General features: G+C 64.4%; 22 protein-coding genes and 4 tRNA genes. All 26 read left to right on the forward strand.

All coding sequences use genetic code 11. From position 1 onward, the window contains the following. Positions 1-33 precede the first annotated feature (33 nt). Entirely contained in the window at positions 34-1,125 is a 1,092-nt protein-coding gene (gene ychF, locus ACVWZN_RS00350) for a redox-regulated ATPase YchF (protein WP_456952167.1), read from the forward strand. A 79-nt stretch (positions 1,126-1,204) separates the two neighbouring features. Further along, positions 1,205-1,290: transfer RNA gene (locus tag ACVWZN_RS00355), tRNA-Tyr, on the forward strand. A gap of 64 nt (positions 1,291-1,354) precedes the next feature. Continuing rightward, positions 1,355-1,428: transfer RNA gene (locus ACVWZN_RS00360), tRNA-Gly, on the forward strand. Between the two features lie 32 nt (positions 1,429-1,460). Then, positions 1,461-1,536 (forward strand) — tRNA-Thr (locus ACVWZN_RS00365). A 103-nt stretch (positions 1,537-1,639) separates the two neighbouring features. After that, on the forward strand, positions 1,640-2,830 hold the full coding sequence (tuf, locus tag ACVWZN_RS00370) for an elongation factor Tu (protein ID WP_456952168.1): 1,191 nt from the start codon (positions 1,640-1,642) through the stop codon (positions 2,828-2,830). 162 nt (positions 2,831-2,992) lie between these two features. Then, a tRNA-Trp gene (locus tag ACVWZN_RS00375) sits at positions 2,993-3,068 on the forward strand. 86 nt (positions 3,069-3,154) lie between these two features. Continuing rightward, positions 3,155-3,547 carry a preprotein translocase subunit SecE gene (secE, locus tag ACVWZN_RS00380; protein ID WP_456952169.1) on the forward strand — a complete coding sequence of 131 codons (393 nt, stop codon included), beginning with the start codon at positions 3,155-3,157 and terminating at the stop codon, positions 3,545-3,547. Position 3,548: 1 nt separating this feature from the next. After that, entirely contained in the window at positions 3,549-4,121 is a 573-nt protein-coding gene (gene nusG / locus ACVWZN_RS00385) for a transcription termination/antitermination protein NusG (protein WP_036141679.1), read from the forward strand. Positions 4,122-4,283: 162 nt separating this feature from the next. Next, positions 4,284-4,712, forward strand: a complete 429-nt coding sequence (gene rplK / locus ACVWZN_RS00390; protein WP_027082340.1) for a 50S ribosomal protein L11 — start codon at positions 4,284-4,286, stop codon at positions 4,710-4,712. Between the two features lie 4 nt (positions 4,713-4,716). Beyond that, entirely contained in the window at positions 4,717-5,415 is a 699-nt protein-coding gene (rplA, locus tag ACVWZN_RS00395; protein ID WP_027082341.1) for a 50S ribosomal protein L1, read from the forward strand. 319 nt (positions 5,416-5,734) lie between these two features. Next, positions 5,735-6,268 (forward strand): 50S ribosomal protein L10, encoded by a 534-nt coding sequence (gene rplJ, locus ACVWZN_RS00400; RefSeq protein WP_456952170.1) that lies wholly within the window; start codon positions 5,735-5,737, stop codon positions 6,266-6,268. A gap of 58 nt (positions 6,269-6,326) precedes the next feature. Then, a complete protein-coding gene (rplL, locus tag ACVWZN_RS00405) occupies positions 6,327-6,695 on the forward strand; it encodes a 50S ribosomal protein L7/L12 (RefSeq protein ID WP_027082343.1) in 369 nt (122 codons plus the stop codon). Between the two features lie 361 nt (positions 6,696-7,056). Then, on the forward strand, positions 7,057-11,208 hold the full coding sequence (gene rpoB, locus ACVWZN_RS00410) for a DNA-directed RNA polymerase subunit beta (protein WP_456952171.1): 4,152 nt from the start codon (positions 7,057-7,059) through the stop codon (positions 11,206-11,208). Between the two features lie 96 nt (positions 11,209-11,304). Next, positions 11,305-15,525, forward strand: coding sequence for a DNA-directed RNA polymerase subunit beta' (gene rpoC, locus ACVWZN_RS00415; protein WP_456952172.1), 4,221 nt, complete (start codon positions 11,305-11,307; stop codon positions 15,523-15,525). Between the two features lie 300 nt (positions 15,526-15,825). Next, complete coding sequence (gene rpsL, locus ACVWZN_RS00420) at positions 15,826-16,200, forward strand: 30S ribosomal protein S12 (protein ID WP_027082346.1); 375 nt, start codon at positions 15,826-15,828, stop codon at positions 16,198-16,200. Positions 16,201-16,248: 48 nt separating this feature from the next. Then, positions 16,249-16,716, forward strand: coding sequence for a 30S ribosomal protein S7 (rpsG, locus tag ACVWZN_RS00425; protein WP_027082347.1), 468 nt, complete (start codon positions 16,249-16,251; stop codon positions 16,714-16,716). Positions 16,717-16,826: 110 nt separating this feature from the next. Then, positions 16,827-18,917: an elongation factor G gene (gene fusA, locus ACVWZN_RS00430; protein ID WP_027082348.1), complete on the forward strand. Its 2,091-nt coding sequence runs from the start codon at positions 16,827-16,829 to the stop codon at positions 18,915-18,917. A gap of 66 nt (positions 18,918-18,983) precedes the next feature. Beyond that, positions 18,984-20,174: an elongation factor Tu gene (tuf, locus tag ACVWZN_RS00435; protein WP_456952168.1), complete on the forward strand. Its 1,191-nt coding sequence runs from the start codon at positions 18,984-18,986 to the stop codon at positions 20,172-20,174. A 568-nt stretch (positions 20,175-20,742) separates the two neighbouring features. After that, complete coding sequence (gene rpsJ / locus ACVWZN_RS00440) at positions 20,743-21,054, forward strand: 30S ribosomal protein S10 (RefSeq protein WP_027082406.1); 312 nt, start codon at positions 20,743-20,745, stop codon at positions 21,052-21,054. A gap of 11 nt (positions 21,055-21,065) precedes the next feature. Next, positions 21,066-21,719 carry a 50S ribosomal protein L3 gene (rplC, locus tag ACVWZN_RS00445; protein WP_027082407.1) on the forward strand — a complete coding sequence of 218 codons (654 nt, stop codon included), beginning with the start codon at positions 21,066-21,068 and terminating at the stop codon, positions 21,717-21,719. Positions 21,720-21,729: 10 nt separating this feature from the next. Continuing rightward, positions 21,730-22,335 carry a 50S ribosomal protein L4 gene (gene rplD / locus ACVWZN_RS00450; RefSeq protein ID WP_456952173.1) on the forward strand — a complete coding sequence of 202 codons (606 nt, stop codon included), beginning with the start codon at positions 21,730-21,732 and terminating at the stop codon, positions 22,333-22,335. Continuing rightward, the gene (gene rplW / locus ACVWZN_RS00455; RefSeq protein ID WP_027082409.1) at positions 22,332-22,628 is read left to right on the forward strand and encodes a 50S ribosomal protein L23; all 297 of its coding nucleotides are present in this window, start codon (positions 22,332-22,334) and stop codon (positions 22,626-22,628) included. Before rplD ends, rplW begins: the two co-directional genes overlap by 4 nt. A 10-nt stretch (positions 22,629-22,638) precedes the next feature. Next, positions 22,639-23,466 carry a 50S ribosomal protein L2 gene (gene rplB, locus ACVWZN_RS00460; RefSeq protein ID WP_027082410.1) on the forward strand — a complete coding sequence of 276 codons (828 nt, stop codon included), beginning with the start codon at positions 22,639-22,641 and terminating at the stop codon, positions 23,464-23,466. Positions 23,467-23,472: 6 nt separating this feature from the next. Then, positions 23,473-23,739 (forward strand): 30S ribosomal protein S19, encoded by a 267-nt coding sequence (gene rpsS, locus ACVWZN_RS00465; protein WP_027082411.1) that lies wholly within the window; start codon positions 23,473-23,475, stop codon positions 23,737-23,739. Positions 23,740-23,749: 10 nt separating this feature from the next. Beyond that, positions 23,750-24,085 (forward strand): 50S ribosomal protein L22, encoded by a 336-nt coding sequence (gene rplV / locus ACVWZN_RS00470; protein WP_027082412.1) that lies wholly within the window; start codon positions 23,750-23,752, stop codon positions 24,083-24,085. Positions 24,086-24,099: 14 nt separating this feature from the next. Continuing rightward, a complete protein-coding gene (gene rpsC / locus ACVWZN_RS00475; RefSeq protein ID WP_456952174.1) occupies positions 24,100-24,840 on the forward strand; it encodes a 30S ribosomal protein S3 in 741 nt (246 codons plus the stop codon). Positions 24,841-24,842 lie beyond the last annotated feature (2 nt).

Genomic DNA, 24,842 nt, shown 5'->3' on the forward strand with positions numbered 1-24,842 from the left:
TCCGCTTTTCCGTTTGAATACCGGAGCCCCGTCATGGGCATCAAATGCGGCATCGTCGGCCTGCCGAACGTCGGCAAGTCGACCCTCTTCAACGCGCTGACCAAGGCGGGCATCGCCGCGGCGAATTTCCCGTTCTGCACGATCGAGCCGAACGTCGGCATCGTGCCGGTGCCGGATCCGCGCCTCGGACAGCTCGCCGAAATCGTGAAGCCGCAGAAGGTCATCCCGACCGCCGTCGAATTCGTCGACATCGCCGGCCTCGTCGCCGGCGCAGCGTCGGGCGAAGGCCTCGGCAACAAGTTCCTCGCGCACATCCGCGAGGTCGACGCGATCACCCACGTGGTGCGCTGCTTCGAAAACGCCGACGTCATCCACGTCAACAACAAGGTCGATCCGCTGGCCGATATCGACACGATCGATACCGAACTCGCGCTCGCCGACCTCGAGTCGGTCGACAAGGCCCTGCAGCGCGCCGAGCGCTCGGCCAAGACCGGGGACAAGGACGCGAAGGTGCGTGTCGAGGTGCTCGCGCGCATTCGCGCCGGCCTCGATCAGGGCAAGGCCGCGCGCGCCTTGGGCCTGTCGGACGAGGACAAGGCGGCCGTTCGCGACCTGTTCCTGATCACGATCAAGCCCGTGCTGTACGTCGCCAACGTCCTCGAGGACGGCTTCGAGAACAACCCGCACCTCGATGCCGTGCGCGAGCGCGCGAAGGGCGAGGGCGCCGAGGTGGTGCCGGTGTCGGCGGCCATCGAGGAAGAGCTGAGCCAGCTGGACGACGCCGACCGCGACGCGTTCCTGACCGATCTGGGCCTCGACGAGCCGGGCCTGAACCGCGTCATCCGCGCCGCCTACAAGCTCCTCGGCCTGCAGACCTATTTCACCGCCGGCGTGAAGGAAGTCCGCGCCTGGACGGTCAAGGCCGGATCGACCGCACCGCAGGCCGCGGGCGTCATTCATACCGATTTCGAGAAGGGCTTCATCCGCGCCGAGACCATCGGTTTCGACGATTTCCTCAAGTACAAGGGCGAGTCGGGCGCGCGCGACGCCGGGCGCCTGCGTCTGGAGGGCAAGGAATACCGGGTCCAGGAAGGCGACGTCCTGCACTTCCGCTTCAACGTCTGAGCGGCGGCCGGCCCACGCTCGGAGAAGTGAACAGTCCGTTGACTTGCCCCGAACGGTCGGCCAGAATTGCGGGCTCTCCGGAGGGATACCCAAGCGGCCAACGGGGGCAGACTGTAAATCTGCTGGCTTACGCCTTCGGTGGTTCGAATCCACCTCCCTCCACCAGCGTTTTGTTTCAAGTCGATGGCGTTACCAACCATCGATGCAGTGCCCAAGCGGTTCGTCCGGCGCGGGAGTAGTTCAACGGTAGAACCTCAGCCTTCCAAGCTGATGGTGCGGGTTCGATTCCCGTCTCCCGCTCCATTGAACGCCGCGACAGACACCGCAAAGTTTTCGCTCACGTAGCTCAGTCGGTAGAGCACCTCCTTGGTAAGGAGGAGGTCGAAGGTTCGATTCCTTTCGTGAGCACCATGTTGTCTGCGGATGTTTCCGCACAAGCCGGCCTGATGGCCGGAATCACCAAGATCGCAATCCACCGAACGCTTCTCGCGAAGCGCCCCAACGAGACGGAACCATGGCCAAGGGTAAGTTCGAGCGCACCAAGCCCCACGTGAACGTGGGCACGATCGGCCACGTCGATCATGGCAAGACCACGCTGACGGCTGCGCTGACGAAGGTGGGCGCGGAGCGGTTTGGTGGCGAGTTCAAGGGCTACGACCAGATCGACGCGGCGCCGGAAGAGAAGGCGCGCGGCATCACGATCTCGACGGCGCACGTGGAATACGAAAGCGCGAATCGTCACTACGCGCACGTCGACTGCCCGGGTCACGCCGACTACGTCAAGAACATGATCACGGGTGCAGCGCAGATGGACGGCGCGATCCTGGTGTGTTCGGCCGCGGACGGCCCGATGCCGCAGACGCGCGAGCACATCCTGCTGTCGCGTCAGGTCGGCGTGCCGTACATCGTCGTGTTCCTGAACAAGGCCGACATGGTGGACGACGCCGAGCTGCTCGAGCTGGTCGAGATGGAAGTGCGTGAGCTCCTCTCGAAGTACGAGTTCCCGGGCGATGACACCCCGATCATCCACGGCTCGGCCCGCCTGGCGCTGGAAGGCGACCAGTCGGACATCGGCGTGCCGTCGATCCTGAAGCTGGTGGACGCGCTGGACACGTTCATCCCGGAGCCCGAGCGCGCGATCGACAAGCCGTTCCTGATGCCGGTCGAGGACGTGTTCTCGATCTCCGGTCGCGGCACGGTGGTCACCGGCCGTATCGAGCGCGGCATCATCAAGGTGGGCGACGAAATCGAAATCGTCGGTATCCGCCCGACGCAGAAGACCACGGTCACCGGCGTCGAGATGTTCCGCAAGCTGCTCGACCAGGGTCAGGCGGGCGATAACGCCGGTCTGCTGCTGCGCGGCACCAAGCGTGACGACGTCGAGCGCGGCCAGGTGCTGTGCAAGCCGGGCTCGATCGCCCCGCACACCACGTTCGAAGCCGAGGTGTACGTGCTGTCGAAGGACGAGGGCGGCCGTCACACCCCGTTCTTCAAGGGCTACCGTCCGCAGTTCTACTTCCGCACGACCGACATCACCGGTGCGGTGACGCTGCCGGAAGGCGTGGAAATGGTCATGCCGGGCGACAACATCAAGATGGTGGTTGAGCTGATCAACCCGGTCGCGATGGACGAAGGCCTGCGCTTCGCGATCCGCGAAGGCGGCCGCACCGTCGGCGCCGGCGTGGTGGCGAAGATCGTTAAGTAATACCTGCGGCCGTCGCCTTCGGGCGGCGGTGCAACCCGCGACCGGCGCCCAGCGCCGGCCCACGGGACGCGAAGCCGGTTTCGACCGGCCTCGCACAACCGGGCGGGAAAGGCAGGCGGCGCAAGCCGCCGTTGCCTTTTCGGGAAACGCCTACAAGTCGATACGCCAGTAGCTCAATTGGCAGAGCAGCGGTCTCCAAAACCGCAGGTTGGGGGTTCGAGTCCCTCCTGGCGTGCCACCTCGACGGCCATCCGGATGCCCGTCGATCCGAACATCATCGAAGCCCAGGCAAGGATGCAGGGGCTTTCGCGAGGGAATCGCGGGTTGAACAGCAAGGTCGTACAAAACCGTGGTGCACAGGCTGGCGGCGTGTCCGCCGGCGACGTCGCCAAATACGTGGTCGCCGTCCTGCTGGTCGTTGCCGGCGTCTTCGGCTTCTACTGGTTCGCCGATCTCGCGACCGGCGTTCGCGCGCTCATGGTCGTCGCTGGCCTGGTGCTCGGCGGCGTGCTGTTCGCGACGTCCGCACGCGGCGGTCGCACGCGCGAGTTCCTCTCGGAGTCGCGGTTCGAGCTGCGCAAGGTGGTCTGGCCGAATCGCCAGGAAGCCATGCGCACGACGTGGGTCGTCATGCTCGCCGTACTCATCCTCAGCTTGCTGCTCGCCGGGTTCGACGTGGTGATCCAGTGGCTCGTCAAGCTTCTGCTGGGACGTTGAAATGACGGAAATCAACAAGCGCTGGTTCGTCGTGCATGCCTACTCGGGCTTCGAGAAGCCGGTTGCGCAGGCGCTGCGTGACCGCATCGCGCGCGAGAACATGCAGGACAAGTTCGGCGACGTGCTCGTGCCGACGGAAGAAGTGGTCGAGATGCGCGCCGGGCAGAAGCGCCGCTCCGAACGCAAGTTCTTCCCCGGCTACGTGCTGGTGCAGATCGCGGTGCATGACGACAACGGCATCCCGCGCATCGACAGCGAGTGCTGGCACCTGATCAAGGAGACCTCGAAGGTGATGGGCTTCATCGGCGGTACCGCCGATCGTCCGCTCCCGATCTCCGATCGCGAGGCCGACCAGATCCTGCAGCGCGTGCAGGAAGGCGTCGAGAAGCCGCGTCCCAAGGTGCTGTTCGAGCCGGGCGAGATGGTTCGCGTCACCGAAGGCCCGTTCAACGACTTCAACGGCGTCGTCGAAGAAATCAATTACGAGAAGAGCCGCCTGCGCGTGGCGGTGCTGATTTTCGGTCGTTCCACGCCGGTCGAGCTCGAGTTCGGCCAGGTGGAAAAGGCCAAGTAAGCGTTACCCGAACCTTCGGTTCGGATAACTCTCGCCGTCGATCCGGCCTTGCGGCCGGATAACGCCGAGGGAACGAAACAGGCCAAGGCCTGTTTCGAACTTCAACGAAAGGAGGAGTCACCGGTTCGCAACCGCTGACGTTCGAACTCCAGGAGAAAGATCGTGGCAAAGAAGGTTGTCGGTTACATCAAGCTGCAGGTGAAGGCCGGTCAGGCCAATCCCTCGCCGCCCGTCGGTCCTGCGCTGGGTCAGCGCGGTCTGAACATCATGGAGTTCTGCAAGGCGTTCAACGCCGCGACCTCCAAGCTCGAGCCGGGTCTTCCGACCCCGGTCATCATTACGGCGTACTCCGACCGTACGTTCACGTTCGTCACCAAGAGCACCCCGGCGTCCGTGCTGCTGAAGAAGGCAGCCGGCATCCAGTCGGGTTCGAAGCGTCCGAACACCGAGAAGGTGGGCAAGGTCACCCGCGCCCAGCTCGAGGACATCGCCAAGCAGAAGGAAGCCGACCTGACGGCGGCCGAGCTCGAAGCGGCGGTGCGGACGATTGCGGGCTCCGCCCGCTCGATGGGTCTCGTGGTGGAGGGCTAAGAACATGGCAATGAACAAGCGCCAGAAGGCCATCAAGGCCGCGGTCGTCCCGGGTAAGGCTTACCCGATCGAGGACGCCATCAAGATCGTCAAGTCCGCCACCAAGGCGAAGTTCGTCGAGTCGGTCGACGTCGCCGTGCGTCTTGGCGTCGACGCCAAGAAGTCGGACCAGCAGGTGCGCGGCTCGACCGTGCTGCCCGCCGGCACCGGCAAGACCGTTCGCGTCGCGGTGTTCGCGCCGGCCGGTGCGAAGGCCGACGAGGCCCTCGCCGCAGGCGCAGAAGCGGTCGGCATGGACGATCTCGCCGAGCGCATGCAGGCCGGTGAGCTCAACTATGACGTCGTCATCGCCACGCCGGACGCCATGCGCGTCGTCGGTAAGCTCGGCCAGGTGCTGGGCCCGCGCGGCCTAATGCCGAACCCGAAGGTCGGTACCGTTTCGCCGAACCCGGCTGAAGCGGTCAAGAACGCCAAGGGTGGCCAGGTCCGCTACCGCACGGACAAGGCGGGTATCATTCACTGCACGATCGGCAAGGCCGATTTCGACGGCGACAAGCTGAAGGACAACCTCCAGGCGCTGCTGCTTGACCTGATCAAGGCCAAGCCGTCGACCTCGAAGGGCCAGTACCTGCAGAAGATCGCGATCAGCACGACGATGGGCCCCGGCGTGATCGTCGACCAGACGTCGCTCGCTCTCAAGTAATCGTTTCAAGGCCGGTGGCTCACGCCATCGGCCGACTCTTTTGAAGGCGCTGCCGCTTCGGTGGCAGTGACCGTCAAAGACCGCAGGTGCGGTCAGCGCCGACCGGCGACGGGCAGGAAGCTCAACACGGCAGGGAATCGCCGTCGGTCGAAGCGGGATCGCTTAATCCACCAAGCCTGCGTAGATGGTGCCCTTCTGGAAATTCGTTTCTGGACGGCCACCACCGGGATGTCCTCGCGACATCCCCGGCGCCAAGGATCCGGCGCCGCCCCGTCCCGCTGTGGCGCATGCCATCGCGGAGTTCAATTGGAGGAGTGCAATGGCTCTCAATCTGTCCCAGAAGCAGGTAGTCGTCGCGGAACTGGCGGAAATCGCCGGTAAGGCGCACTCCCTGGTCGCGGCCGAGTACGCGGGCACCACGGTCAGTCAGATGACCGAGATGCGCAAGAAGGCTCGCGAAACGGGTGTGTACCTCAGGGTCGTCAAGAACACGCTGGCATCGCGCGCCGTTGAAGGCACCGATTTCGCGTGCGTCCAGGACGCCCTGGTCGGTCCGCTGCTGTATGCGTTTTCGCTCGAGGAGCCCGGCGCTGCCGGTCGCCTGATCAAGGACGCGTCCAAGGGCAACGACAAGCTCAAGGCGAAGGTCGTCTCGGTGGAAGGCAAGCTGCTGCCGGCCGCCCACGTGGATGTCCTGGCCTCGCTGCCGACCCGTGAGCAGGCGCTCGCGATGCTCGCACGCGTCCTGGCCGAACCGGCCTCGATGTTCGCGCGTGCCGTCAAGGCCGTGGCCGATCAGCAGGGTGGCGGCGACGCCGCGCCGGCTGAAGAAGCTGCCGCCGAAACCGCCTGATCGCCGACGTAAATTCCTGAATCCGCTTTAGAAACCTATTTCCGAAAGGTAAATCACAATGTCCGTTACCAACGAGCAGATCGTCGACGCCATCGCCACCAAGTCGCTGATGGAAGTCATGGACCTCGTCAAGGCGATCGAAGAGAAGTTCGGCGTCTCCGCCGCTGCCCCGGTCATGGCCGCCGGCCCGGCTGCCGCCGCCGCTCCGGTCGAAGAGCAGACCGAGTTCAACGTCATCCTGAAGTCGGCTGGCGAGAAGAAGGTCGAAGTCATCAAGGCTGTCCGCGCCATCACGGGTCTCGGCCTGAAGGAAGCGAAGGACCTGACCGAGGCCGGTGGCGTCGTGAAGGAAGCCGTGTCGAAGGACGACGCTGCCAAGATGAAGAAGGATCTGGAAGCTGCAGGCGCGACCGTCGAGGTCAAGTAAGCAGCTCTTGCGTCGCCGGATTCCACTGGCGACCAACCGAAGGCTGGGGGCGAATGCCCCCGGCCTTTGGCCGTTGTAGAAGGACCCGGTTTTTCGGAACGTTCCGACCGGCCCGTTGTCCAAACGCCGCGCACCGTGGCGAGGGACCGAGCCCTTCCGTTCCCCGGTTCCAGTGTCAAAGAAACCCAAGAGAGTTGGTAGTTGGAAGCAGCTTCAGAAGGCGTGCAGGTGCCGGCAATACCTGCGGCTTCCAACTGACAGTTCATCCCCTTACGGGGTTGACGGATCGAGTGTCCGAACCATCACAACGCGACGGATCCCCGATCCCCGATCCCCGCTCCAAGAGAGGCGGTAGTTCCCCATGACGACGTACTCGTTCACCGAGAAAAAGCGCATCCGCAAGGATTTCGGCAAGCGCCGCGCGATCCTCGAAGTGCCGTTCCTGCTGGCCATCCAGGTCGACTCGTACCGCGAGTTCCTGCAGGAAGACACCGATCCCACCAAGCGTGACGACAAGGGCCTGCATGCCGCCCTGAAGTCCGTGTTCCCGATCGTGAGCTACAGCGGCAACGCTGCGCTCGAGTACGTCGGCTACAAGCTCGGCGAGCCGGCGTTCGACGAGCGCGAGTGCCGCCAGCGCGGCATGAGCTACGGCGCCCCGCTGCGCGTGACCGTTCGCCTGGTGATCTACGACCGCGAGTCGTCGACGAAGGCGATCAAGTACGTGAAGGAGCAGGAGGTCTACATGGGCGAAATCCCGCTCATGACCGAGAACGGCACCTTCATCGTCAACGGCACCGAGCGCGTCATCGTCTCGCAGCTGCACCGTTCGCCGGGCGTGTTCTTCGACCACGACCGTGGCAAGACGCACAGCTCGGGCAAGCTGCTGTACTCCGCGCGAATCATTCCTTACCGCGGCTCCTGGCTGGACTTCGAGTTCGACCCGAAGGACGCGGTGTTCTGCCGTATCGACCGTCGCCGCAAGCTGCCGGTGACGATCCTGCTGCGCGCGCTCGGCTACAACAACGAAGAGATGTTGAAGTCGTTCTTTGACATCAACACGTTCCACATCCTCCCCGAGGGTGTGCAGCTGGAGCTCGTGCCGGAGCGCCTGCGTGGTGAAACGCTGGACTTCGATCTCTCCGATGGCGACAAGGTCATCGTCGAAGCCGGTCGTCGTGTTACCGCACGTCACGTGCGCCAGCTCGAGCAGGCCGGTATCTCCGCGCTCGCCGTGCCGGACAGCTACCTCGTCGGTCGCATCCTGTCGCATGACGTCGTCGACGCGAAGACCGGCGAGCTGATCGCCAACGCGAACGAAGAGCTCAACGACGGTCACCTCGAAGCCTTCCGCAAGGCGGGCATCGCGCAGGTCGGCACGCTGTGGGTCAACGACCTCGATCGCGGTCCGTACATCTCGAACACGCTGCGTATCGATCCGTCGAAGACGCAGCTCGAAGCGCTGGTCGAGATCTACCGCATGATGCGTCCCGGCGAGCCGCCGACCAAGGACGCCGCGCAGAACCTGTTCCACAATCTGTTCTTCACGTTCGAGCGCTACGACCTGTCGGGCGTCGGCCGCATGAAGTTCAACCGTCGCCTCGGCCGCAAGGACACCGAGGGCGCGTCCGTGCTGTACGACGCGAAGTACTTCCAGGACCGCAAGGACGAAGAGTCCGGCCGTCTGCGTGGCCTGTTCGGCCAGACGTCGGACATCCTCGACGTCATTCGGGTGCTCACCGAGATCCGCAACGGCCGCGGCATCGTCGATGACATCGACCACCTCGGCAACCGTCGCGTGCGTTCGGTCGGCGAAATGGCCGAGAACACCTTCCGCGTCGGCCTCGTCCGCGTCGAGCGTGCGGTCAAGGAGCGCCTGTCGATGGCGGAGTCCGAAGGCCTCACGCCGCAGGAGCTCATCAACGCCAAGCCCGTCGCCGCCGCGATCAAGGAGTTCTTCGGCTCCTCGCAGCTGTCGCAGTTCATGGACCAGAACAACCCGCTGTCGGAAGTCACGCACAAGCGTCGCGTGTCGGCCCTCGGCCCGGGTGGCCTGACCCGTGAGCGCGCCGGCTTCGAAGTGCGCGACGTGCACCCGACGCATTACGGCCGCGTCTGCACCATCGAGACGCCGGAAGGCCCGAACATCGGCCTGATCAACTCGCTCGCCGTGTTCGCGCGCACCAACCAGTACGGCTTCCTCGAGACGCCGTACCGCAAGGTCGTGGACGGCAAGGTCACCGACGACGTCGAGTTCCTGTCGGCGATCGAAGAGAACGAGTACGTCATCGCCCAGGCGAATGCGCCGCAGGACGACAAGGGCATGATGACCGCCCAGTTCGTGGCCTGCCGCTACCAGGGCGAGTCGCTGCTGAAGGCCCCGAGCGAAGTCCACTTCATGGACGTTTCGCCGATGCAGACCGTGTCGGTCGCGGCCGCACTCGTGCCGTTCCTCGAGCACGATGACGCGAACCGCGCACTCATGGGCGCCAACATGCAGCGCCAGGCGGTTCCGACGCTTCGCGCGCAGAAGCCGCTCGTTGGTACGGGCATCGAGCGTGCGGTTGCGCGCGACTCGGGCGTGACCGTCAACGCGCGCCGCGGTGGCGTGATCGAAGCGATCGATGCCGCGCGCATCGTGGTCAAGGTCAGCGAGGGTGAAGTCAACGAAGGCCTCGACGCCGGCGTCGACATCTACAACCTCGTCAAGTACACGCGTTCGAACCAGAACACCTGCATCAACCAGCGCCCGCTGGTGAAGGTCGGTGATCGCATCGAGCGTGGCGACGTGCTGGCCGACGGTCCGTCCACGGACATCGGCGAGCTAGCGCTCGGCCAGAACATGCTGGTCGCGTTCATGCCGTGGAATGGCTACAACTTCGAAGACTCGATCCTGCTCAGCGAGCGCGTCGTCGAGGAAGATCGCTACACGACGATCCACATCGAAGAACTCACCGTCCAGGCGCGCGACACCAAGCTCGGGCCGGAGGAAATCACCGCCGACATCCCGAACGTGTCCGAGCAGGCGCTCGGCCGTCTCGACGAGTCGGGCGTGGTCTACATCGGTGCGGAAGTGCGTGCGGGCGACATCCTCGTCGGCAAGGTCACGCCGAAGGGCGAAAGCCAGCTGACGCCGGAAGAGAAGCTGCTCCGCGCGATCTTCGGCGAGAAGGCGTCCGACGTTAAGGACAGCTCGCTGCGCGTTCCGCCGGGCATGGACGGCGTCGTCATCGACGTGCAGGTCTTCACCCGCGACGGCATCGAGAAGGACAAGCGCGCGCGTCAGATCGAGGAAAGCGAAATCCGTCGCGTCAAGAAGGACTTCGACGACCAGTTCCGCATCCTCGAAGCGGCGATCTACGACCGCCTGCGCGGCCAGCTGCTGGGCAAGGTGGCGAACGGTGGCGGCAGCCTGAAGAAGGGCGACACGGTCACCTCGCTGGTGCTCGACAGCCTGTCCAAGAAGGACTGGTTCACGCTGCGCATGAAGGACGAAGACGCGGTCGAGGCCATCGAGCGCGCGCAGAAGCAGATCGACGAATACCAGAAGGAATTCGAACGTCGCTTCGCGGACAAGCGCGGCAAGATCACGCAGGGCGACGATCTCGCTCCGGGCGTGCTCAAGATGGTCAAGGTGTTCCTCGCCGTTAAGCGCCGCATCCAGCCGGGCGACAAGATGGCAGGCCGCCACGGCAACAAGGGTGTCGTGTCGACGATCGTTCCGGTCGAAGACATGCCCTACAGCGCCAACGGCGAAACCGTCGACATCGTGCTGAACCCGCTGGGCGTTCCGTCGCGAATGAACATCGGCCAGATCCTCGAAGTCCACCTCGGTTGGGCGGCGAAGGGCCTTGGCAAGAAGATCGACCGCATGCTGCAGGCGCAGAACGCGGTCACCGAGCTTCGCAAGTTCCTCGGCGACATCTACAACCACGACACCGCGGTGGTGGGTGAGCGCGTCGACCTGACGCAGTTCTCCGACGAGGAGCTGCTGCGCCTCGCGAAGAACCTCACCGACGGCGTGCCGATGGCGACCCCGGTGTTCGATGGCGCGGCGGAGTTCGAGATCAAGCGCATGCTGGAACTCGCGGAGCTTCCGTCGAGTGGTCAGACGATCCTGCATGACGGTCGTACCGGCGAAGCGTTCGAGCGCCCGGTCACGATCGGCTACATGCACATGCTGAAGCTCAACCACCTGGTCGACGACAAGATGCACGCGCGTTCGACCGGTCCGTACTCGCTCGTTACCCAGCAGCCGCTGGGCGGCAAGGCGCAGTTCGGCGGTCAGCGTTTCGGCGAAATGGAAGTCTGGGCGCTGGAAGCCTACGGCGCGGCCTACACCCTGCAGGAAATGCTGACGGTGAAGTCCGACGACGTGCAGGGCCGCAACCAGATGTACAAGAACATCGTCGATGGCGACTACGAGATGGTCGCGGGCATGCCGGAGTCCTTCAACGTCCTCGTGAAGGAAATCCGCTCGCTGGCGATCAACATGGAGCTCGAAGAGATCTGAGAACGGGACGCCGGCTTTCGCGGCGCGCGGTAACGCGCGCCGAACGGCCGGGATTCAACGACGTTCTCGATGCACTTCGCTCCCCAGGAGACTGAAATGAAAGACCTGCTCAATCTGTTCAACCAGCAGCGCACGACGATCGACTTCGACGCGATCAAGATCGGCCTGGCATCGCCGGACCTGATCCGCTCGTGGTCCTACGGCGAGGTCAAGAAGCCGGAGACGATCAACTACCGCACGTTCAAGCCCGAACGCGACGGCCTGTTCTGCTCGGCGATCTTCGGACCGATCAAGGACTACGAGTGCCTGTGCGGCAAGTACAAGCGCATGAAGCACCGCGGCGTCGTGTGCGAGAAGTGCGGCACGGAAGTGACGCTCGCCAAGGTGCGCCGCGAGCGCATGGGCCACATCGACCTCGCGTCGCCTGTTGCGCACATCTGGTTCCTGAAGTCGCTTCCGTCGCGCATCGGCCTGATGCTCGACATGACCCTGCGTGACATCGAGCGCATCCTGTACTTCGAAGCCTTCGTGGTGACGGAGCCGGGCCTGACGCCGATGGAGCGTGGCCAGCTGCTCAATGAAGAGCAGTTCCTGCAGGCGCGCCAGGAGCACGGCGACGACTTCGAAGCCGCGATGGGCGCCGAAGCCGTCTACGAACTGCTGCGCACGATCGACCTGCAGACCGAGATGGTGCAGCTGCGCGAGGACATCGCGTCGACGGGTTCGGAGACCAAGCTCAAGCGCCTCACCAAGCGCATCAAGCTGATCGAAGCCTTCATCGAATCGGGCAACCGCCCGGAGTGGATGGTCATGACCGTCCTTCCGGTGCTGCCGCCGGATCTGCGTCCGCTCGTCCCGCTGGACGGTGGCCGCTTCGCGACGTCGGATCTCAACGATCTGTACCGCCGCGTCATCAACCGCAACAACCGCCTGCGTCGCCTGCTCGAACTCAATGCGCCCGACATCATCGTGCGCAACGAGAAGCGCATGCTGCAGGAGTCGGTCGATGCGCTGATGGACAACGGCCGTCGCGGCCGCGCCATCACCGGTACGAACAAGCGCCCGCTCAAGTCGCTCGCCGACATGATCAAGGGCAAGCAGGGTCGCTTCCGCCAGAACCTGCTCGGCAAGCGCGTCGACTACTCCGGCCGTTCGGTCATCGTGGTCGGCCCGACGCTGCGCCTGCACGAGTGCGGCCTGCCGAAGAAGATGGCGCTCGAGCTGTTCAAGCCCTTCATCTTCGCCAAGCTGCAGCGCCGTGGCCTCGCCACGACGATCAAGGCCGCGAAGAAGCTCGTCGAGCGCGAAGAAGCACAGGTGTGGGACATCCTCGAAGAGGTGATCCGCGAGCATCCGGTGCTGCTCAACCGCGCACCGACGCTGCACCGCCTCGGCATCCAGGCGTTCGAGCCGGTCCTCATCGAAGGCAAGGCGATCCAGCTGCATCCGCTCGTGTGTACGGCATTCAACGCCGATTTCGACGGTGACCAGATGGCCGTCCACGTGCCGCTCTCGCTGGAAGCCCAGCTGGAAGCGCGCGCGCTGATGATGTCGTCGAACAACATCCTGTCGCCGGCGAACGGTGAGCCGATCATCGTGCCGTCGCAGGACGTCGTGCTCGGCCTGTACTACATGAGCCGTGCGCTGGTGAACAAGAAGGGCGAGGGCATGGCCTTCGCGAACGTCGCCGAGGTCAAGCGCGCGTACGACAACCGCGTCGTCGAGCTGCACGCCAAGGTCAAGGTCCGCATCACGCAGACCGTGATCGCGGAAGACGGCACGCGTTCGAAGCAGACGTCGATCGTCGACACGACGGTCGGCCGTGCGCTTCTGCAGGAAATCCTGCCGGAAGGCCTGCCGTTCGAGCTGGCCAACACCGAGCTGACCAAGAAGAACATCTCGCGCCTGATCAACAGCTGCTACCGCCAGCTGGGCCTCAAGGACACGGTGATCTTCGCCGACCAGCTGATGTACACCGGCTTCGCGTACGCAACGCGCGCCGGCGTGTCGATCGGCATCGACGACATGACCATCCCGGACGAGAAGAAGGCGATCCTCGCCGAGGCCGAAGCCGAGGTGCTGGAAATCCAGGAGCAGTACCAGTCGGGCCTGGTCACCGCCGGCGAGCGCTACAACAAGGTCGTCGACATCTGGTCGCGCACGAACGAGCGCGTGGCCAAGGCGATGATGGACGCGATCGGCACCGAGATGGTCGAAGGGACCGACGGCAAGCAGGTCGCCCAGAAGTCGATGAACTCGATCTACATCATGGCCGACTCGGGTGCGCGTGGTTCGCAGGCGCAGATCCGTCAGCTCGCCGGTATGCGCGGCCTGATGGCCAAGCCGGACGGCTCGATCATCGAGACGCCCATCACCGCGAACTTCCGCGAAGGCCTGAACGTTCTCCAGTACTTCATCTCGACCCACGGTGCCCGTAAGGGCCTCGCGGATACCGCGCTGAAGACGGCGAACTCCGGTTACCTGACGCGTCGACTCGTCGACGTCGCGCAGGACGTGGTGATCACCGAAACCGACTGCGGCACGCTCGAAGGTCTGATGATGACCCCGATCGTCGAAGGCGGTGACGTGGTCGAACCGCTGAAGGAGCGCGTGCTGGGTCGCGTGGTTGCCGAGGACGTGTTTCTGCCGGGCAACGACGACGATCCGATCGTCACCCGCAACACGCTGCTCGACGAAGCCTGGGTCGCCAAGCTCGAAGAAGCCAGCGTGCAGTCGATCAAGGTGCGTTCGACCATCACGTGCGAAACGCCGTTCGGCGTCTGCGCGTTCTGCTACGGCCGTGACCTCGGTCGTGGTCACCTCGTCAATCACGGCGAGGCGGTCGGTGTCGTCGCGGCGCAGTCGATCGGCGAGCCGGGCACGCAGCTCACCATGCGTACGTTCCACATCGGTGGTGCGGCATCGCGTGCGGCGGCGATCGACAACATCACGGTCAAGACGACGGGTTCGGTCAAGTTCAACAACCTCAAGCACGTCGACCACGCGAACGGTCACCTGGTCGCGGTCTCGCGCTCGGGCGAACTGTCGATCCTCGATGCGCACGGTCGTGAGCGCGAGCGTTACAAGCTGCCGTACGGTGCGACGATCACGGTGCGCGACGGCGCGGACGTCAAGGCTGGCCAGCAGGTCGCCAACTGGGATCCGCATAACCACCCGATCGTGTCGGAAGTGAAGGGCTTCATGCGCTTCATCGACTTCATCGACGGCGTCACCGTCATCCAGAAGACCGACGAACTGACCGGCCTCGCCTCGAGCGAAATCACCGATCCGAAGCGTCGTGGTACGCAGGCGAAGGATCTGCGTCCGCTGGTGCGCATCGTCGACGCGAACGGCAAGGACCTGCAGATCCCGGGTACGGACTTGCCGGCGCAGTACATGCTGCCGCCGCGCTCGATCGTCAACCTGCAGGACGGCGCGCCGGTCGGCGTGGGCGACGTGGTCGCCAAGATCCCGCAGGAAGCGTCGAAGACCCGCGACATCACCGGTGGTCTGCCGCGCGTTGCCGACCTGTTCGAAGCACGCAAGCCGAAGGATCCGGCGATCCTCGCCGAGATCTCCGGCATCGTCAGCTTCGGCAAGGACACCAAGGGCAAGCAGCGCCTGATCATCAAGCCGATCGACGGCGAAGAGCACGAAGAGCTGATCCCGAAGTACCGCCAGATCATCGTGTTCGAAGGCGAACACGTCGAGAAGGGCGAGACGGTCGTGGACGGCGAGCCGAACCCGCAGGACATCCTGCGCCTGCTCGGCGTCGAGCCTCTGGCCGTGTACCTCACCAAGGAAATCCAGGACGTCTATCGCCTGCAGGGCGTCAAGATCAACGACAAGCACATCGAGGTGATCGTTCGCCAGATGCTGCGCAAGGTCGAGATCGCGGACGCCGGCGACAGCAAGTTCTTGGCGGGCGAGCAGGTCGAGCGTCAGCGCGTCATCGAAGAGAACCAGCGCCTCGGCAAGCGCAACGAGATCCTGACGAAGTACGAGCCCGTGCTGCTCGGCATCACCAAGGCCTCGCTGGCGACCGAGTCGTTCATCTCTGCGGCCTCGTTCCAGGAGACCACCCGCGTGCTCACCGAGGCGGCCGTCCGCGGCACCCGCGACACGCTGCGCGGCCTCAAGGAGAACGTGATCGTCGGTCGCCTGATCCCGGCCGGTACCGGTCTGGCGTACCACAGCCAGCGCCGCAAGAACGCCTCGGGCCTGACCGATCAGGAACTCGAGACGCTCTCCGCGCCGGCGACGGTCGAGGAAGCTCCGGCCGCTGCCGAAGCGGCCGAGGGCGGCGAGGAAGAGTGATGCACCGGGCCCGCTTGCCTTCGGGCAGGCGGGCCCTGCTATACTTCCCCGGCTAAGCATTACCCGGGCGGCCTTCGGGCAAGCCCCAGATCACCAAATGAGGTCACAGGACGTGCCTCGTATTGGACCCAAGGCAGGGTGGGATCTCGCGATGCGCGCGCCTTATGGCGGTCGCGCGTCGCACAAGTCGAGCCCGCGACCGGTTTAGCCGGACGCGGGCTAGGCTTTTTCGTCTTGGCTGGTCCCTCGGGGCTGGCCTTCCGTTTTCCACGGGCCCCGCGCCCAAACGAAGAGCTCCAGATGGCGACCATCAATCAGTTGGTGCGCAAGCCGCGCAACCCTGAAACCTACAAGAGCACGTCCCCGGCCCTGCAGAACTGCCCGCAGCGTCGTGGCGTGTGCACCCGCGTGTACACCACGACCCCGAAGAAGCCGAACTCGGCCCTCCGCAAGGTCGCCAAGGTGCGCCTCACCAACGGCTACGAGGTCATCTCGTACATCGGCGGCGAAGGCCACAACCTGCAGGAGCACTCGGTGGTGCTGATCCGCGGCGGTCGCGTCAAGGATCTCCCGGGCGTTCGCTACCACACGGTTCGCGGTTCGCTCGACGCCGCCGGCGTCGCCAAGCGTCGCCAGAGCCGCTCCAAGTACGGCGCGAAGCGTCCGAAGTCCTGATTCCGGACGGCGCACCGCGCCGCCGACTGATACGAGAGGTACACGCCAATGTCGCGTAAAGGTTCTACCCCGCAGCGCTCGGTTCTGCCCGATCCCAAGCACGGCAGCGAGACGATCGCCCGTTTCATCAACATGGTCATGCAGAGCGGCAAGAAGTCCGTCGCCGAGAAGATCGTGTACGGCGCGATGGATGTCATCGGCCAGAAGAGCCCCAACGCTCTCGAACTCGTCGAAAAGGCTCTGACCAACGTCGCTCCGGCGGTCGAGGTCAAGTCCCGCCGCGTCGGCGGTGCGACGTACCAGGTGCCGGTCGAAGTGCGCACCTCGCGCCGTTCGGCTCTCGCCATGCGTTGGTTGATCGACTCCGCCCGCAAGCGCGGCGAGAACTCGATGCCGCGCAAGCTCGCGGCCGAGCTGCTCGACGCCAGCGAAAACCGCGGTGGCGCGATCAAGAAGCGCGAAGAAACGCACCGTATGGCCGAGGCCAACAAGGCCTTCGCGCACTACCGCTGGTGATCTAGCGCTTCGAGCGCTACAGGGCGACGTTCGCGTCGCCCTTCCACCGGAGGCCGCCTTCAGGGCGGCGTCCGGCCGTTTGAGAATCCCAAAATTTACGAGAGGGTCCCGTGGCTCGCACCACTCCCATCGAGCGTTACCGCAACTTCGGCATCATGGCGCACATCGACGCCGGCAAGACCACGACGTCCGAACGCATCCTTTTCTACACCGGCGTCAGCCACAAGATCGGCGAAGTGCACGAAGGTGCCGCGACGATGGACTGGATGGAGCAGGAGCAGGAGCGCGGCATCACCATTACGTCGGCCGCTACGACCGCGTTTTGGAAGGGCATGGACAAGTCCCTGCCTGAGCACCGCTTCAACATCATCGATACGCCCGGCCACGTCGACTTCACCATCGAAGTCGAGCGTTCGCTGCGCGTGCTCGACGGCGCGGTGTTCGTGCTGTGCGCCGTCGGCGGCGTGCAGCCGCAGTCGGAGACGGTGTGGCGCCAGGCCAACAAGTACTCCGTGCCGCGCATGGCGTTCGTCAACAAGATGGATCGCACCGGCGCGAACTTCGACAAGGTCGTCGAACAGCTGAAGGCGCGCCTTGGCGCGTACGCCGTTCCGATGCAGGTGCCGATCGGCGCCGAGGACGGCTTCGAAGGCGTCGTCGACCTGCTCAAGATGAAGGCGATCCATTGGGACGTCGCGTCGCAGGGCACGAAGTTCGAGTATCGCGAGATCCCGGCGGAGCTTCAGGCCAAGGCCGACGAAGCGCGCAGCTTCATGATCGAAGCCGCGGCCGAAGCGTCCGAAGAGCTGATGGACAAGTACCTCGGCGGCGATGAGCTGACGGAGGCCGAGATCGTGTCCGGCCTGCGCGAGCGCACGCTGCGCGTCGAGATCGTGCCCGTGTTCTGCGGCAGCGCGTTCAAGAACAAGGGCGTGCAGGCCATGCTCGACGGCGTCATCAACCTGCTGCCGTCGCCGGCCGATCGCCCGCCGGTGCAGGGCATCGACGACGACGAGAAGGAAGACAGCCGAAAGGCGTCCGATACCGAGCCGTTCTCGGCGCTCGCGTTCAAGATCATGACGGACCCGTTCGTGGGTTCGCTCACGTTCTTCCGCGTGTACTCGGGCGTCCTGAATTCGGGTGACCAGGTCTATAACCCGGTCAAGTCGAAGAAGGAGCGCGTGGGCCGCATCCTGCAGATGCACGCCAACAACCGCGACGAAATCAAGGAAGTCCGTGCAGGCGACATCGCCGCCGCGGTCGGCCTGAAGGACGTCACGACCGGCGACACGCTGTGCGCGCAGGACGCGATCATCACGCTCGAGCGCATGACCTTCCCGGAGCCCGTCATCTCGATGGCGGTCGAACCGAAGACCAAGTCGGACCAGGAAAAGATGGGCATCGCCCTGGGCCGTCTGGCGCAGGAAGATCCGTCGTTCCGCGTGCGTACCGATGAGGAATCGGGCCAGACCATCATCGCCGGCATGGGCGAGCTGCACCTGGACATCCTCGTCGACCGCATGAAGCGCGAGTTCAACGTCGAAGCCAACGTCGGCAAGCCGCAGGTCGCGTACCGCGAAACCATCCGCAAGTCGGTCAAGGTCGAAGGCAAGTACGCGCGCCAGACCGGTGGTAAGGGTCAGTTCGGCCACGTGTGGATCGAGCTGTCGCCGAACGAGCAGGGCAAGGGCTACGAGTTCGAGAACGCGATCGTCGGCGGTGTGATTCCGAAGGAATACATCCCGGCCGTCGACAAGGGCATCAAGGAAGCCGTCGCCAACGGCGTGCTTGCCGGCTACCCGATCGTCGACGTCAAGGTCAAGCTCGTCGACGGCTCGTACCACGAGGTCGACTCGTCCGAAATGGCGTTCAAGATCGCCGGCTCCATGGCGTTCAAGGACGGCTTCCACAAGGCGAGCCCGGCACTGCTCGAGCCGATGATGAAGGTCGAGATCGTGTCGCCCGAGGATTACCTCGGTGACGTGATGGGCGACGTGAGCCGTCGTCGCGGCATCCTGCAGGGCCAGGACGACAGCCCGTCGGGCAAGATCATCAACGCGATGATCCCGCTGGGCGAGATGTTCGGCTACGCGACCACGCTGCGTTCGATGTCGCAGGGCCGCGCGACCTTCACGATGGAATTCGATCACTACGCCGAAGCGCCGACCAACATCGCCGAAGCCGTGATCAAGAAGAACTGACGAAAACCAATCGCCCTGGGCGCGAGCCCGGGGCAACTGATCAACTGAAAAACTGAGGTATTTGCAATGGCCAAGGGTAAGTTCGAGCGCACCAAGCCCCACGTGAACGTGGGCACGATCGGCCACGTCGATCATGGCAAGACCACGCTGACGGCTGCGCTGACGAAGGTGGGCGCGGAGCGGTTTGGTGGCGAGTTCAAGGGCTACGACCAGATCGACGCGGCGCCGGAAGAGAAGGCGCGCGGCATCACGATCTCGACGGCGCACGTGGAATACGAAAGCGCGAATCGTCACTACGCGCACGTCGACTGCCCGGGTCACGCCGACTACGTCAAGAACATGATCACGGGTGCAGCGCAGATGGACGGCGCGATCCTGGTGTGTTCGGCCGCGGACGGCCCGATGCCGCAGACGCGCGAGCACATCCTGCTGTCGCGTCAGGTCGGCGTGCCGTACATCGTCGTGTTCCTGAACAAGGCCGACATGGTGGACGACGCCGAGCTGCTCGAGCTGGTCGAGATGGAAGTGCGTGAGCTCCTCTCGAAGTACGAGTTCCCGGGCGATGACACCCCGATCATCCACGGCTCGGCCCGCCTGGCGCTGGAAGGCGACCAGTCGGACATCGGCGTGCCGTCGATCCTGAAGCTGGTGGACGCGCTGGACACGTTCATCCCGGAGCCCGAGCGCGCGATCGACAAGCCGTTCCTGATGCCGGTCGAGGACGTGTTCTCGATCTCCGGTCGCGGCACGGTGGTCACCGGCCGTATCGAGCGCGGCATCATCAAGGTGGGCGACGAAATCGAAATCGTCGGTATCCGCCCGACGCAGAAGACCACGGTCACCGGCGTCGAGATGTTCCGCAAGCTGCTCGACCAGGGTCAGGCGGGCGATAACGCCGGTCTGCTGCTGCGCGGCACCAAGCGTGACGACGTCGAGCGCGGCCAGGTGCTGTGCAAGCCGGGCTCGATCGCCCCGCACACCACGTTCGAAGCCGAGGTGTACGTGCTGTCGAAGGACGAGGGCGGCCGTCACACCCCGTTCTTCAAGGGCTACCGTCCGCAGTTCTACTTCCGCACGACCGACATCACCGGTGCGGTGACGCTGCCGGAAGGCGTGGAAATGGTCATGCCGGGCGACAACATCAAGATGGTGGTTGAGCTGATCAACCCGGTCGCGATGGACGAAGGCCTGCGCTTCGCGATCCGCGAAGGCGGCCGCACCGTCGGCGCCGGCGTGGTGGCGAAGATCGTTAAGTAAGTTGGTGTTATCCGAACGTGCGTTCGGATAACTGCCGCCGTTGATCCGGCCTTTTGGCCGGATAACGCCGGCGGGTAAAAAGGGGCGCTTCGGCGCCCCTTTTTATGAGGGGCGGCGAATCCCCAGGGTGCTGACGGGGTAGGGCGAGCCGATATTTCCGGTTCACCACAGCTGGTGTCGCGGTGGCGACGTCCGCAAGCGCGCCCGGCATTGCCGCTCGTCGCCTGAGACTGCATTTTTTCGGACGCCGCCTCTTTACGCGGTCTTCGCATACAGGCTAGAATCACGGTCCCTTCGAGTCACCTTGAAGGGACCGACAGCGAAATGAGGGGCAGGACGCCACTCGTATTCGTCCGACAGGGAAGCGTCGTGTGTCGCTCCGGCCGCAGCTAGCGCTGCTTGCCGACGGGCTTCACGCGTCCTATACTTTCTTGTCTGGCGAGCCGGGAAACCGGCTCGCTTTGTTTTTCGCGTGTCAAACGCCGAAAGGCACGAGATACGCGGTCATCGTGGGGTCCGGCGCATGAAGCCGCCGCGCCCGTCGCTCTTTACCGAAGGAAATCCCGTCATGGCGGACCAGAAGATCCGAATCCGGCTGAAAGCGTACGATCATCGACTGATCGATCGCTCGGCCAGCGAGATCGTCGAGACGGCGAAGCGGACCGGCGCGCAAGTGCGCGGCCCGATCCCGCTGCCGACCAAGCTCGAGCGCTACACCATTCTTACTTCGCCGCATGCCGACAAGGATGCGCGTGACCAGTACGAAACCCGCACGCACAAGCGCGTGCTCGACATCGTCGACCCCAACGACAAGACCGTGGACGCGCTGATGAAGCTCGAACTCGCGGCCGGCGTTGATGTCCAGATCAAGCTGACCTGAGGCCTCCTACCATGACCGCGAAGAAGTATTCGTTGGGCATTGTCGGTCGTAAGGCCGGCATGAGCCGCGTCTTTCTCGAAGACGGCAAGTCGGTTCCGGTGACGCTGATCGAAGCGACCCCGAACCGCATCACCCAGATCAAGACCACGGACACCGACGGCTACAGCGCCGTGCAGGTCACCGTCGGCGTGCGTCGCGCGTCGCTGCTCACCAAGCCGGAAGCCGGTCACCTCGCGAAAGCGAAGGTCGAAGGCGGTCGCGGCCTGTGGGAGCTGCGTGTCGAGAACGACCAGATCGATGGCTTCGAGATCGGCGGCGAGATCAAGGCCGACATCTTCCAGCCGGGCCAGATGGTCGACGTCCAGGGCGTCAGCAAGGGCAAGGGCTTCCAGGGCACGATCAAGCGCTGGAACTTCACCATGGGTGACGCCACTCACGGTAACTCGCTCTCGCATCGTTCGCCGGGCTCGATCGGCCAGCGCCAGACGCCGGGCCGCGTGTTCCCGGGCAAGAAGATGTCCGGCCACATGGGCGCCGAGACGAAGACGATCCAGGGCCTCGAGGTCGTCCGCGTGGACGCCGAGCGCGGTCTGATCGCCGTCAAGGGTGCGATCCCGGGTGCGCCGGGTGGCGACGTCATCGTCCGCCCGACGACCAAGGGCTAAGGAGAACACGATGGAACTCGCCATCAACAACAGCGACAAGAAGCTGTCGGTCTCCGACGCGATCTTCGGTCGTGATTTCAGCGAAGACCTGGTCCACCAGGTCGTCGTCGCCTACCGCAACGCAGGTCGCTCGGGCACCAAGGCTCAGAAGACGCGTTCGGAAGTCAACGGCACCACCAAGAAGTCGAAGAAGCAGAAGGGCGGCGGTGCGCGTCATGGCGCGCTGACGGCTCCGATCTTCGTCGGCGGCGGCGTGACGTTCGCAGCGAAGCCGCGCAGCTTCGCGCAGAAGGTCAACCGCAAGATGTATCGCGCCGCGATGGCGTCGATCCTCTCCGAGCTCAATCGTCAGGGCCGCATCTCGGTCGTCGACGCTTTCGAAATGGAAGCGCCGCGCACCAAGGACCTGATCACCAAGCTCAAGGATCTCGGCACCGGCCGCCGCCCGCTCCTCGTGACCGAGGACGCGACGGAGAACCTGTACCTGTCGGCGCGCAACCTGCCGTACGTCGAAGTCCGCGATGTCCAGGGTCTCGACCCGGTGACGCTCGTCGGCGCCGACTCGGTGGTGTTCACCGCTGATGCGGTCAAGAAGATCGAGGAGTGGCTGGCATGAACGACGCCAAGCTCTACAGCATCATCCGCGCCCCGCGCATCTCGGAAAAGACGGCTCGTCTGCAGGAAGTCTCGAACCAGTACGTGTTCGAGGTTGCGACCGACGCCAACAAGCTCGAGATCAAGGAAGCCGTCGAAAAGATTTTCGGCGTCAACGTCCGCGCGGTGAACGTGGTCAACGTGAAGGGCAAGGGCAAGGCCTTCAAGTTCCGCATGGGCCACCGCGCTGACTGGCGCAAGGCCTACGTGACGCTGGCCGAAGGCCAGTCGATCGACGTGATGGCCACGGCCTGAGGATAGACAGATGGCATTGATGACCTTCAAGCCCACCTCGCCCGGCCGCCGTAGTGCGGTCCGCGTGGTGACTCCCGGCCTCCACAAGGGCGACCCGTACCAGGGCCTCGTGGAGAAGCAGGGCAAGAGTGGTGGCCGTAACCACCACGGCCGCATCACCACCCGCCACATCGGCGGTGGCCACAAGCAGCATTACCGCATCATCGACTTCAAGCGCGACAAGGTCGGTATCCCCGCCCGCGTCGAACGCATCGAGTACGACCCGAACCGCACCGCGCACATCGCGCTGCTGTGCTACGTCGACGGTGAGCGCCGCTACATCATCGCGCCGAAGGGCCTGGCGACCGGCGATCAGGTGATCGCGGGCCGTGATGCTCCGATCCGCGTCGGCAACACGCTTCCGCTCACCAACATCCCGGTCGGCTCCACGGTGCATTGCATCGAGATGAAGCCGGGCAAGGGTGCGCAGTTGGCCCGCGCCGCTGGCGCCGGCGTCCAACTGGTCGCTCGCGAGCAGGGTTACGCCACGCTCCGCCTGCGTTCGGGCGAGATGCGCAAGGTTCCCGCTGACTGCTGCGCGACCATCGGCGAAGTCGGCAACGACGAGCACAACCTCGAGAAGTTGGGCAAGGCCGGTGCGAAGCGCTGGCGCGGTGTTCGCCCGACCGTTCGCGGCGCCGCCATGAACCCGGTCGACCATCCGCACGGCGGTGGTGAGGCCAAGGCGGGCCAGGGTAATCCGCATCCGGTCACCCCGTGGGGCGTCCCGACCAAGGGTTACAAGACCCGCAAGAACAAGCGGACGCAGCAGTTCATCGTTCGCGATCGCAGGAGCTAATCGGCCATGCCACGTTCACTGAAGAAGGGCCCGTTCGTCGACCACCACCTGATCAAGAAGGTGGAGACCGCGGGCAACAACAAGAAGCCGATCAAGACCTGGTCGCGTCGTTCGACTGTGCTGCCGGAAATGATCGGCTTCACGATCGCCGTCCATAACGGGAAGAACCACATCCCGGTTCTCGTCAACGAGAACATGGTCGGACACAAGCTCGGCGAGTTCGCCATGACCCGGACGTTCAAGGGTCACGTGGCCGACAAGAAGTCGAAGTAAGGAGATGACCATGGAAGCGAAAGCCATCCTGCGCAGCGCGCGCATCTCCCCCCAGAAGGCCCGTCTCGTCGCCGACCAGGTCCGTGGCCTGCCGGTCGAGCGCGCCCTGAGCCTGCTCAAGTTCTCCGACAAGAAGGTCGCGGGCATGATCTACAAGGTCGTGTTCTCCGCTGCCTCGAACGCCGAGAACAACCTCGGCGCGGATGCCGACGACCTGCGCGTCAAGACCATCATGGTCGACGAAGGTCCGACGCTGAAGCGCTTCATGGCGCGGGCCAAGGGCCGCGGCACCCGCATCCTCAAGCGCACCAGCCACATCACTGTGGTCGTGGGCGCAGGCAAGTAAGGCGGAGCAGACTCATGGGTCATAAAGTTCATCCCACCGGTATCCGCCTGGGCATTGCCAAGGACTGGAACTCGAAGTGGTTCGCCAACAAGAAGCAGTACGCCGGTTACCTGGCTGCTGACCTCAAGGTCCGCGAGCTTCTTCGCAAGAAGCTGGCACAGGCCGGTATCTCGAAGATCCTCATCGAGCGTCCCGCCAACAACGCGCGCGTCACGATCCACACCGCCCGTCCGGGCGTGGTGATCGGCAAGCGCGGCGAGGACATCGAGAAGCTGCGTAAGGAAGTCAGCGACGTGATGGGCGTTCCGGCGCACATCAACGTGTCGGAGGTCCGCAAGCCGGAACTCGACGCGCAGCTCGTCGCCGAGTCGATCGCGCAGCAGCTCGAGCGTCGCATCATGTTCCGCCGCGCGATGAAGCGTGCGGTCGGCAACGCGATGCGCCTCGGTGCGCTGGGCATCAAGGTCAACGTCGCAGGCCGCCTCAACGGTGCGGAAATCGCCCGTTCGGAGTGGTACCGCGAAGGCCGCGTGCCGCTTCACACCCTCCGCGCCGATATCGACTACGGCTTCGCTGAAGCGAAGACCACGTACGGGATCATCGGTATCAAGACCTGGATCTACAAGGGCGAGATCTTCGACTTCGCCCAGGTCGGCCAGGAAAAGCAGGAAGAGAACTCGTCGCCGCGCGGCGAGCGCTCGGACCGCGGTGATCGTGGCGATCGCAATGATCGTCGCGGCCGCGAGCAGAGGTAATC

Source organism: Lysobacter sp. HA35 (genome assembly GCF_054061195.1).